Source organism: Anabaenopsis sp. FSS-46 (assembly GCF_029891665.1).
Lineage (GTDB): Bacteria > Cyanobacteriota > Cyanobacteriia > Cyanobacteriales > Nostocaceae > Anabaenopsis > Anabaenopsis arnoldii.
Genome location: NZ_JANQDG010000032.1, coordinates 1 through 11,493, shown reverse-complemented (window position 1 = coordinate 11,493; position 11,493 = coordinate 1). Strand labels below are relative to the sequence as shown.

The 11,493-nt window shown below is 42.1% G+C and carries 12 protein-coding genes and 1 pseudogene; 7 read left to right on the top strand and 6 right to left on the bottom strand.

Features of this window, described 5'->3' with window-relative positions:
* From NWP21_RS03235 to NWP21_RS03225, 3 genes are all read left to right on the top strand, one after another.
* Positions 1-1,096, top strand: a 1,096-nt coding sequence (locus NWP21_RS03235; RefSeq protein WP_280791597.1) for a transposase, incomplete at its 5' end; no start/stop codon positions are given.
* 141 nt (positions 1,097-1,237) lie between these two features.
* A complete protein-coding gene (gene clpS, locus NWP21_RS03230) occupies positions 1,238-1,564 on the top strand; it encodes an ATP-dependent Clp protease adapter ClpS (RefSeq protein ID WP_271733466.1) in 327 nt (108 codons plus the stop codon).
* Between the two features lie 5 nt (positions 1,565-1,569).
* Complete coding sequence (locus NWP21_RS03225; protein WP_280791596.1) at positions 1,570-1,893, top strand: DUF2103 domain-containing protein; 324 nt, start codon at positions 1,570-1,572, stop codon at positions 1,891-1,893.
* Between the two features lie 18 nt (positions 1,894-1,911).
* Here the strand turns inward: NWP21_RS03225 and NWP21_RS03220 are convergent, their stop codons facing one another.
* The 3 genes from NWP21_RS03220 to speY all read right to left on the bottom strand — a co-directional run bounded on the left by NWP21_RS03220 (position 1,912) and on the right by speY (position 4,724).
* On the bottom strand, positions 1,912-2,232 hold the full coding sequence (locus NWP21_RS03220; protein ID WP_280791595.1) for a hypothetical protein: 321 nt from the start codon (positions 2,230-2,232) through the stop codon (positions 1,912-1,914).
* A 256-nt stretch (positions 2,233-2,488) separates the two neighbouring features.
* On the bottom strand, positions 2,489-3,424 hold the full coding sequence (locus tag NWP21_RS03215; protein WP_280791594.1) for a putative 2-dehydropantoate 2-reductase: 936 nt from the start codon (positions 3,422-3,424) through the stop codon (positions 2,489-2,491).
* A gap of 172 nt (positions 3,425-3,596) precedes the next feature.
* Positions 3,597-4,724, bottom strand: coding sequence for a deoxyhypusine synthase (gene speY, locus NWP21_RS03210; RefSeq protein WP_280791593.1), 1,128 nt, complete (start codon positions 4,722-4,724; stop codon positions 3,597-3,599).
* 170 nt (positions 4,725-4,894) lie between these two features.
* Between speY and NWP21_RS03205 the strand changes: the two genes are divergently transcribed.
* The gene (locus NWP21_RS03205) at positions 4,895-5,368 is read left to right on the top strand and encodes a lipocalin-like domain-containing protein (protein WP_280791592.1); all 474 of its coding nucleotides are present in this window, start codon (positions 4,895-4,897) and stop codon (positions 5,366-5,368) included.
* A gap of 289 nt (positions 5,369-5,657) precedes the next feature.
* On the top strand, positions 5,658-6,344 hold the full coding sequence (gene cobO / locus NWP21_RS03200) for a cob(I)yrinic acid a,c-diamide adenosyltransferase (RefSeq protein ID WP_280791591.1): 687 nt from the start codon (positions 5,658-5,660) through the stop codon (positions 6,342-6,344).
* Between the two features lie 78 nt (positions 6,345-6,422).
* Here cobO and NWP21_RS03195 read toward each other — a convergent pair whose 3' ends face one another.
* Positions 6,423-7,406: an RNA polymerase sigma factor, RpoD/SigA family gene (locus tag NWP21_RS03195; RefSeq protein WP_280791590.1), complete on the bottom strand. Its 984-nt coding sequence runs from the start codon at positions 7,404-7,406 to the stop codon at positions 6,423-6,425.
* Between the two features lie 562 nt (positions 7,407-7,968).
* Positions 7,969-8,376 (bottom strand): universal stress protein, encoded by a 408-nt coding sequence (locus NWP21_RS03190; protein ID WP_280791589.1) that lies wholly within the window; start codon positions 8,374-8,376, stop codon positions 7,969-7,971.
* Positions 8,377-8,715: 339 nt separating this feature from the next.
* Between NWP21_RS03190 and NWP21_RS03185 the strand changes: the two genes are divergently transcribed.
* Together NWP21_RS03185 and NWP21_RS03180 are read left to right on the top strand one after the other, a co-directional pair.
* Positions 8,716-9,918, top strand: coding sequence for a phosphoglycerate kinase (locus NWP21_RS03185; protein ID WP_271734193.1), 1,203 nt, complete (start codon positions 8,716-8,718; stop codon positions 9,916-9,918).
* Positions 9,919-10,066: 148 nt separating this feature from the next.
* Positions 10,067-10,987 (top strand): DUF928 domain-containing protein, encoded by a 921-nt coding sequence (locus NWP21_RS03180; protein WP_280791588.1) that lies wholly within the window; start codon positions 10,067-10,069, stop codon positions 10,985-10,987.
* Between the two features lie 25 nt (positions 10,988-11,012).
* On the opposite strand, the pseudogene NWP21_RS03175 reads toward NWP21_RS03180, so the two are convergent.
* Positions 11,013-11,493 (bottom strand): annotated as a pseudogene (locus NWP21_RS03175) (hypothetical protein); the annotation flags it as partial.

Here is an 11,493-nt window from a genome sequence, read left to right as displayed (position 1 = left end):
AGTAGCCAGACACGCTTGGAATCAAGGTTTAGCACTTTGTCAACAGGTATTATTACATAACAAACTTAATCCTCAAGACAAAATCAAATTTCCCACAGCTATAGATTTACATAAATGGTTAGTAGCAGCCATTAAATCTACCCTTCCTTGGTATTATGAAGTTTCTAAATGCGCCCCTCAATACGCATTAAGATATCTGTCAGATGCCTTTAAATCCTTCTTCAAAAAAAGTAAAGGCTTTCCTAAGTTTAAGAAAAAAGGGAGACATGATTCTTTTACCTTAGATGGGGCAATTCATATTGACTATAGAAAAATCAAAGTCCCCGTAATTGGCTGGCTGAAAACTTATGAAATTCTCCCGACTGGATATAAACCGAAATCTGTCACCATAAGTAAACAAGCTGATAAGTGGTTTATCTTGTGGAAACTGGAGGTGAACCCAAAGGAAACAACCAAAAATCAAGAGTTTGTGGGAGTTGACTTAGGCATAAATCATCTAGCAACATTATCAACAGGAGAAGTATTTGATGGAGTAAAAAGTTATAAAAAGTACGAGTCTAAATTAGCAAGAATGCAATATTTGAACCGACATAAACTCAGAGGTTCAAATAATTATAGAAAAGCCCAAATCCAAATAGCGAGATTACACCAAAAAATAGCCAACATCAGAAAAGATACATTACACAAAATCACCACCTATATCAGCAAAAACCACGCGGTTATAGGGATAGAAGATTTAAATGTATCTGGGATGTTAGCAAATGGGAAATTATCAAAAGCTATATCAGATATGGGCTTTTATGAATTTAGAAGGCAGTTGGAATATAAAACACAACTGTATGGTAGTAAGTTGGTAATTGTGGATAGATTTTATCCCAGTAGTAAGACTTGCTCAAGTTGTGGAGAAAAGAAATCATCACTGCCATTATCTCACAGAGTGTTTAAATGTGATAGTTGTGGCTTTGAGAGTGACAGAGATTTAAACGCTGCCATTAATTTAAACAAAGAAGCGGTCAGATTGATCGTGTTAGCCTGTGGACTAGATAGTGCCGACACTGCTAGGGTGAAACAGGCAGAAAAAGCCAACTTTTGTTAGCATTAGTTAGCTTTTTTGGATCGGTTTCTTGAGGATTTGGGATGGGGAATTTTCCATTCCCCACTCCCTAGTCCCTGGACAATAGACTAAACTAGTAATTTGTAGGTGTAGATTTGTAAAATCCTGTTGGCTAACTGTTTTATGGTTACAAGAATTTCAGCAGCTGTATACGGCGCAGGTACAGCACCAACTGTAGATCCTGGACGGACTACTCAAGTCACTCGTAAGACTTATCCCAATTATAAGGTGATTGTTTTAAACGATGACTTCAATACTTTTCAACACGTTTCTGAGTGTTTGATGAAGTATATTCCCGGAATGACGGGTGATCTGGCTTGGGATTTGACCAATCAGATACACTATGAAGGCCAAGCTATTGTCTGGGTAGGTCCCCAAGAAATGGCGGAACTATATCATCAACAGCTGCGTCGGGCTGGTTTAACAATGGCTCCTTTGGAAGCGGCTTAATTATTATGGGTAAACCCGCGAAAGACGCTTCTGTTAAAGATGGCAGATTAGTCTGGAATCACTCAACTCATATTTCTGGCCTCATCCCAATTTTAGAACGTCTCTGTCTGCAGGATGGGATTCAAACTGTCACCCCTGGTGTTATTGGGCGGGCTAAAGGTCACTGTCCGAAAATGCAACTGCGTGTATCTGTACCTATTCGGGGTGGTTATAAGGTCATAGCCCGTCAGGGTAAAACTGTACAAGAGGTTTTTATCCTAACCACTTTAGATCAGGATAAATTTCTAGATACCCTTGCGATCGCCATGAGAACTAAATCAGCTTCATAGTCCATTGTTAACTATTGCCTATTCTTCCACACGGCGGACTGAGAACTTGTGTAATGGCAAACTCAGGACACAAGAAAAAGTCAGAAAATACGACAAAGCAATAGTGATTTTCACAGACATGAGCGCGGTTTCCCAGTCAGGTAAAATCAACTTCTCAATACCAAAAGCAAAACAGTAAACTAGCCAGTAAGAGAAGCTCATTCTCAAGAGAATTTTCTCTGTTTCTTCTAGATTATCTTTTGGCTGGTTGGGATCCCAAAGTAATAGCAACCCTGCAATACAAGCAAGAAAGGATAGACAAACTACAAATTCATGGCACATTAAATTCATTGAATGCATCTGAATTGCTCTAATATTCTCCTGTTGAGATTCAGTCTAAAGGAATAATCTCGCCGCACCCAAAAAATATTTACAAACTGCAATAGAAGACTGTAATTAGTTTTAAGTATTGCTACAAAATTTGTATTTACATTAATAATAATTTTTGCTACGATATAAGCTAAAATCTAAATAGATGGGCAATGCTGCCTAGGAGAGGTTTTAAGCAGCACCAATATTCACCAAGGTGCTAAAACCATCACCCCAGGTAATCAGATTAAGCAATGCCATTTCTTTGGGTCAGAAATTTTAGTTGATGATACATACAGCTGATCTGCGGTAAATTTGCACCAGCTGCTTGGGCTTTTCGTAATGGGTTACCGAAAATCGCTTCTACCTCTAGAGGACGGCCTTCATCATAGTCAATTTTCATGCTGGTACGGTAGGGCTTCATCTTCACAGTATAATTCAGCATGGTTTGAATGAAGCTATCAGGGATAACTCGTCCTGAACTTTTCGCCCCAGCTGCTACTTCATTCATTAATTGTTCAACTAATATCCGGGTGTGAGCATCTGTCATTAATTCGTCTGTTCTAGCATTGAGAATAACAGAGAGTCCATTGTAGGGTATATTCCACACCAGTTTTTGCCAACGCGCTAACAGTAAGTCTGTGGCTAATTCAATGGTAATACCAGCAGTTTCAAAGTCATTAGCAACATATTGTATTCTTTCTGTTAGAGGAGCGGGATCGTATTTAGGGGTATATTCCCCCAAAGTAATTTTTCCATAGTCTAAGTGTCGAATATGTCCGGCTCCTACTTTATTGGAACACAGAAAACATAAGCCGCCGATAACTTGAACATTCTTGACTATTTGGGTAATATCCTCTTCTACACCCAATCCATTCTGCAATACCAATACTACGCCACCATCTTTTACCAGGGGGGGTAATAATTTCGGTAGTAAATGGTTTTGAGTTGTCTTGAGTGCCACTATTACTACATCACATTGTGGCATCTGTTCCACATCATTATAGGCCTTAACTTGGGGAAGGGTAAAATCACCGTCTTTAGATTCGATCAATAAACCAGATTTGCTCACGTGTTCGTAATCACTCTTGAGCAGAAAGTGGACATCGTAACCAGCTTGTTGCAATTTAGCGCCATAAAACCCACCTAAAGCACCAGTTCCGAGGATAGCGTATTTGCCCATGTATACTTAACTTTTTGTGATAAAATTTTAACCTATTTGAAAATAATTGAAATTTTGCTGTCACTGTCTAAAGCCAAGTGGCTTCCGTGCCTTGCGGCGATTTTCTTGTGAGACCCACCCTTAAGGGCGGGTTCCATTTAAATCATCCTTTAGGGACGATGAGGAATTATTGCTAAGATACCATATCAGCTACACCAGCTCGGACTTGCGCCGATGGCTGTGCTAAAGCTGCTAGGTAGTCGGTTTTTAATTTCTCCAGCATTGCTGGTCGTCTGTCATATAACCGCTTCAGAGGTCGAGGTTGACACTGGTTGAGAACATAAGCTGTGACTAATGGTACAGCTATGGTACTATCAGTGTAACAAACAATTGTGCTAGGTAACTCTTCTGGGTCTATTTTACCCCAACTCACAGCTTCCGAGGGAGTTGCACCTGACAAACCTCCGGTATCCGGTCGCGCGTCGGTAAACTGTACAAAGTAATCGTGTCCCCGTTCTTCTAGCCCTAAAACCTCGTGAATTTGCGGTTGTGTTTGTAGTAAAAAGTTCTTAGGACTACCACCCCCGAGAATTACAGCTGCACTTTTTCCGGCTGATTCTCTGGCACAATAGGCGATCGCTGCTGTCTCATTCACGTCAATAGAAGGGTCTATGACTAACTTTGAACCTTCCAAAGCTAAAGCTGCAACATTCATCCCAATGGAACTATCTCCTGGGGATGAGGTATAAATAGGTACGCCACATTCATAAGCTGTGGCTAACAAACAAGAATGCTGCACTCCCAACTGCTTTTCTACTTCTCGGACATACTTACCCAATAGATAGTGAAACTCGGCAGTTCCCATGGGTTTTTGAAATACTTCTGCTTGGAGAATCTTGCGAATAAAAGCGTCAGTTTCCAGCAAGACATCATAGCCAAAGATAATATCATAGATTCTGATCGTACCATCTTGGCGCAACTTGACATCATCCAAAAACGGATTACCGGCAAACAGTTCAAACCCTAAGCCGTAGTGCATATCATGGTAAAGATTCGCACCTGTACTAATCATCCAGTCAATAAAACCGTTGCGAATTAGGGGCGATAGTGCTGAAACTCCAAATCCAGCTGGTGTCATCGCACCAGAAAGGCTAACTCCCACAGTCACGCCATCTTTTAAGATATCGTGACTCATGAGTTGACAGATTTCTCGCAAACGTGCTGAGTTATAGGCTGTGAAGTAATTATTAATCAAATCTACCACCCCGATATCGGTGGACATGGGTATGGGGGAGATTTTTTGACCCAGTTTTTTTGACATTTTGGCACTCCTGAATAGTAAACACGCTGAATCTAATGTTATCTAGATTTCAGGCAATTATGACATTACCCCTAGGAAAGAATTTCGACAAAAATTATACTGATATAACAATAGCAATTTACCTGCTGGGTTGTCTGGGAAAGCTGTATCAAAATACCAGTATAAATAAGATGACTAAAAACAACTTTGTCGGGACTTGGAAATTAGTATCTTGGGAAACCACATCTGGCGATGGTCAGACTTGTTACCCATTTGGGAAACATCCCATTGGTTATATTACATACACTGAATCTGGTTATATGTCTGCAACAATTATGAAAGCCCATCGCCTGAATATTGAAGTTTCCTCAGCCGAGTTGATGAATGCTAGGAAAGTATTCTTAAGACCTTGGCTTTTAGTCACTGCTTTTAAGTACATTAAAGCAATTACTAGATATCTTCAAGCATCTGCTAATTATGTTTCTTACGGTGGTAAATATGAAATACAGTCAGAAACAGTAATTCATTATGTGGAAATTAGCCTCATACCTGATTGGATTGGAACCGAGCAGTTACGCCAATTCCAATTTATTGGGGATCGCCTAGTATTAGTCACACCCCCTATAGGCGGAAATCCTCAAACTCTGACATGGGAGCGCGCCTGATATCAACTTGTGGGGGAAAATGATCCCTAGGGAATCTGAAATGAAGTTGTCAGATTCTCCCAAAATTTAGTTAATTAAATCCTACAAAAATGTTGAATATCTACATTTTTCATGATCTCCAAGCCATATGATCAGGAATTAATACAGTGTTCCCAAATAATTTCTCAAGAGAATTAAATGAAACAACACGTAGTCACTCACCTAAATAAATCCAGTCTTTTCAAGACTAACCCCTTCGTCCTATAACCCTGCTGTGGGTGAGAAAATTCATATTTGATAAGTAAGGTTGATGAAAAGCGATACACCAGAAGAGTTAAACTCAGATAGAGAAATTGAACGCTTAATAGACGAAATCATGTCCTCAACCCTAACTAACTTAACTGATGAACAATACCGCCACAAGATGCAGCGGCGCAAAGAGGTACAGGATCGCCGTATAGCAGAGGCTGTACCAGAAAAAGGTTTAATTATAGTTAATACTGGTAATGGTAAGGGTAAAACTACGGCGGCTTTGGGTATGGTGTTGCGATCGCTCGGTCATGGGTATAAAGTAGCGATTGTGCAATTTATCAAAGGTGCTTGGGAACCATCAGAAAAAAAGGTTTTCAGCTTTTGGGAAAACCAGATAGAATTTCACGCTATGGGGGAAGGCTTTACCTGGGAAACTCAAGACCGCGATCGCGACCTTGACAAAGCCAGCGCCGCTTGGGAAAAATCATTAGAATATATTCGCAATCCAGAATTTCAGTTAGTGTTGCTCGATGAAATCAATATCGCCCTCAAAATGGGCTATTTACAAGTAGATCAAGTTTTAGCAGGGTTAGCAGAAAAACCACCCAACAAGCACGTAATTCTCACAGGTCGAGGCGCACCCCCTGCTTTAATCGAGCGAGCAGATTTAGTCACGGAAATGACTCTGATTAAACATCCTTTCCGGGATCAAGGAGTGAAAGCCCAAGCAGGGATTGAGTTTTAATTAACACTATTCCTCGAAGAACAAGATAAAAAATCGCCCCCTGACTTCAGGAGGCGCGTCACCGCAAGCTATCTGCTTTTAGCTAGCAACGTACTCCTTAACATTGGCGCGACGACGGCGCAAATGAGCAAGAGCTTGATGTTCTAGCTGACGGACGCGCTCACGGCTAAGATTTAAGCGTTCTCCCACTTTAGCTAAAGACATTTCATGACCATCTTCTAAACCAAAGCGCAGGGCTAAAACCTGTCTTTGTTGGGGGGTAAGTTCTGCGAGCAAGTTATTCAGGTCTTCACGCAAGAACTCTTGGGTGGTGTAATACTCAGGAGATGGTCCTTCATCTTCGAGCATTTCTTGCAATTCTGTATCCTGGTTATCGCCGACTTTCACATCTAAGGACACTGGTTGACGCGCCATATTCAGGTATTCCCGAATCTGCATCGGCTCTAGTTCCAACTCTTGCGCAATCTCCGCAGGATTCGGCGATCGCCCCAACTTCTGCGCCAATTCCCGCTGTACTTTTTTGATTTTGTTGAGTTTCTCGGTGATATGAATCGGTAACCGAATAGTCCGACCTTGCTGGGCGATCGCCCGGGTAATCGCTTGGCGAATCCACCAGTAAGCATAGGTGGAGAACTTATAACCCCTGGTGGGATCAAACTTTTCTACACCCCTTTCTAATCCTAGAGTTCCTTCCTGGATCAAATCCAAAAACTCCATGTTGCGCTTTTGGTATTTCTTGGCGATGGCCACAACCAAACGCAGGTTGGCTTCAATCATCTTTTGCTTGGCTCGTTTACCTTGGGTTACAGAGTGTTTGATCTGTGTTTCCGTTTGGTTAACATGGGCTGCCCACTCTGCTAAACTAGGTTCATGACCTAGCTCCCGCCCTAAGGAGTCTTTAGCCTCCACAAGGGTCATCATTTGTTGTACCTGCTTGCCAAAAATAATCTCTTCTTCTCGCGTTAGCAGTGGTACCCGACCAATTTCCCGCAGATAGGTTCTGACCATATCAGCCGTGAATTTGGTATTGAGGTTTTCGGTTTTGGTTTTAACAATAGCCATTGGTGCGTTGTCCTCTACTCCGTAAATACAACGGATCTTGAATAACTAAATCTGGTTTGGAAAGGTAGTAAACATATCACGGAACATAGGGCGCTACCAAAAGAAGTCAATTCATACACCGCCTATGAAAGATTAAGAACACCCCTACCCGATATAGGTTCCCTTACCTTCCCTGAATTTTGAAATCTTCTAGAAGCACACTTGGTTATTGGCGTAAATTCTTTTTATCCTCGGCCGCGATGTGCAATTGTAAAATCTGAAGTCGATATGATTTCTACTTAATCCTATATTAAGACAAATCCGGCAGATAGTAAAGTAACTCAGGTAAATCTTTCAATTATAATTCAAAACTGTTTCGTTGACAAAAAAATAATTTACACAAATCTTACTAACTATACCCATAGTGACGCAAAAACCCCCTCTTCAGTTGCTGACAAGTAGCGGGATAACCGAACTATTTGACCGGCGAAGATGGAGAGATGTTACGCAACCAAAGAATTTTAGGCAGCAAAAGTGCTATTGGGGATCGAATGTAGACGCGATTCATCGCGTCTTGGCAAGATTAAGGCACAATTAGCACTGGGCAAGGAGAAAGATTAATTACACGCGTAGTAACACTATCACTTGCTCCCTCGTCAGTCAAACCTAATCCTCTACAACCCATGATAATTAAGTCTGCCCCAATGTCATCAGCCACATCGCAGATAGTAAAGGCTGGTTTCCCCTGTTTTTCCAGAATCTCACATTGAATTCCTTGCTGAGAAAACAAAGATCGGGCATTTTCCAGCAATTGAGAGACAAGGTCTGACGAATTCATGGGATCTGGACTGGGTACATCTGTGGCTGGGTCTTCCACCACAGACAGCAGCACCAACCGACTACCGTACTTCTGCACAACGTTGGTAACTACATCAGCAGCTTCTCGCGCTTCCCGGCTTTGATCAATTGGAAATAGTACTGTTTTAAACATCTCTGTCACTTAGCACCCCTGACTACGTTGACACTCACCTAACTAAGGAGATTTAGTGTTTACTTCTTGCTTCACTGTGCAAAAGTCCGCCTCTGCGAGTCCACAAGTTAACACCGTGGAACTCACCTACCGCCCTGGCAGTTCTCAAGCGCACGCTTTTTAAGTGTACGCTTTACCGCTATGATAATTTTAGCATTTCACGACAGAATCAAATCAGTCATTAGCTTAATATGCCCCGCATAAATAACGGGGGATTTACGCATCACTGCTTGCTCGTAAAATCTTGATGGTTCCACTTTCAAAACAATAACAAAAGGCTAATCAGGAGAGTCTATCATAATGTCGAAAAAAACTTTAGCAAATTTGTCTGCAAGTGATATATCAGGTAAACGTGCCTTAGTACGGGTTGATTTTAACGTCCCTGTCGATGACCAAGGCAACATCACAGATGATACTCGCATTCGCGCTGCTTTGCCCACTATCCAAGATTTGACCCAGAAGGGAGCTAAGGTAATTCTAGCTAGCCATTTTGGTCGTCCCAAGGGTGTGGATGACAAGCTGCGTTTAACCCCAGTTGCTAAACGTCTCTCGGAATTGCTAGGTCAAGAAGTTGTCAAAACTGATGACTGTATCGGCGATGCGGTTGCTGCTCAAGTTGCAGCTTTACAAAATGGACAAGTTCTGCTACTCGAAAATGTCCGCTTCTACAAGGAAGAAGAGAAAAACGACCCAGAATTTGCTAAAAAACTGGCAGCTAATGCTGACTTTTATGTGAATGATGCTTTTGGTACAGCACACCGCGCCCACGCTTCCACTGAAGGTGTAACTCACTACTTGAGTCCTTCTGTGGGGGGATATTTGATCGAGAAGGAACTACAGTACTTACAGAGTGCTATTGAAGATCCCCAACGTCCTTTGGCGGCAATTATTGGCGGTTCCAAGGTTTCCAGCAAAATAGGTGTGATTGAAACTCTCCTGGAAAAATGCGATAAGCTGATCATCGGTGGTGGGATGATTTTCACCTTCTATAAAGCCCGGGGTTTAAGTGTTGGTAAGTCTTTGGTAGAAGAAGATAAATTAGAACTGGCCAAGACTTTGGAAGCTAAAGCTCAAGAACGTGGCGTTACCTTCTTGTTACCTACAGATATCGTCTCAGCAGATAAGTTCGCCCCCGATGCTAATGCAACAACTGTCAGTATTGAAAATATTCCCGCTGATGGTATGGGTTTAGATATTGGTCCGGACTCTGTGAAGGTTTTCCAAGCAGCTTTGGCTGATTGCAAAACTGTGATTTGGAACGGCCCTATGGGTGTATTTGAGTTTGATAAATTTGCTACCGGTACAGAAGCGATCGCTCATACTCTCGCAGAAATAGGTAAAACTGGTACAACCACAATCATCGGTGGTGGTGACTCAGTGGCGGCTGTGGAAAAGGTCGGTTTAGCTGATCAAATGAGCCACATCTCCACCGGTGGTGGCGCTAGCTTGGAACTGTTAGAAGGTAAAATCTTACCTGGTATTGCGGCTTTAGACGAAGCTTAAGTAATTAATTAACAGTCAAGAGTGAACAGCCTCAAGGCTGTTCACTGTTACATTTAATACAAATCAATAGAGTGTTAAGTATTTTAGCAGGGTTCCCAATCTGCAGCCATGGTGACAAAATTTCTATTACCAGTTAAGTAGTTCTTGTATGAAATATCAAATTTGGCTACAGTGTCTATTGACTGGCTGCTTCTGTTTACCCCTAGGTTTTACCCCTCCTACTCCAGTCTTAGCAACACATCAACCTGACCACATAGTTAAGAGCATTTCCAGCTATGACGAATATATGCAAGTTGGTTATGCAAAAATTGCTGACAGGGAATATCGCCAAGCTTTAATATATTTCCAGCAAGCATTAGCAGCACGTCCGGGCGATCGCCAAGCCGCAGAAGTCATCAGGAATATTGAAGCTTATATTCAACCCGGTGGCAATGTAATTATATTCCCGGAAGGCAGACCTAGCAGAACCACTCCTGCAGGTACACGTCCAGCTGAACGGACTACAAATGAAGAGGAAAAATGTTTCCCACATGAGCAGTTTCCTGTTTCCCTGATCCCAGCCCACGAACAAGATGGAAAGCAACGAACCACGTCAGACCATCCCCAATTCTGGTTCTACATTCCTGAAACTACCACAGCAATACAAAGACTGGAATTTCTGCTCAGGGATGATCAAATACCTCAAAACCTGTATACAAAGACCTTTGAGGGTGGAACCAAAGCAGGTATTGTGAGTATCAAAATACCTACTAGTGAAGCACCATTAACAGCAGACCGTGCATATACTTGGAAACTTTCCATCATTTGTGATTCTTCTAGTCCTTCAGATTTGTACTTAAAAGGTAAGATTGAGGTAGTCAAAGATCCTAATCTTTACTCTCAGGTGCAACAGACCACGGAACCTTTAGATCAGGCAATGCTTTATGCCACCGCCGGACTGTGGGAAAATTTTGTGAGTATTTTAGCTGATTTACACCGTCAACGCCCCAATGATCCCCAGATTAATCAGTATTGGCTGGAATTGTTGACATCAGTGGGGCTGGCAAAAGCACCTTCAGAGTCACCATGATCAGGAAACCCAGGGAATATCAAATTTACCGACAATATGCCGTAGCAGCATCAACTCGGTGAGGGTTATTTCCCCTAAAATAAGCTACTAAAACCACATCTCCTTGAGCATTAACTACCCATCCCTGGGCGGGTATAACTCTTCGAGTCATGATAGATACAGGACTGACCACAGCCGATGATTCCTCAGATGTGGGAGCAATTAAACTCACTTCCACCTCGCTACTACTATGTATTTGTTCCGGGGAACCAGGTAAACCCCCCTTACCTCGGACTGTAAATTCACTTTGTCCCCATTGTCGGCAAGCATTTTTAGCAATTAAAGCATTGGGGTCAACGACGTTTTCAGACAATTCAATTAATCCCTGACTCGGGTCAACCTCCGGGGTATTAGTTTCTATAACACCATCAATACCCAGTTGGGAACTAGCAGTAATTTTACTCTGTGTATCCTGAAAGATTCTCTGGGCAGTGATGTTAATATTTCCTCCTCTTCCCGCAAAAGCA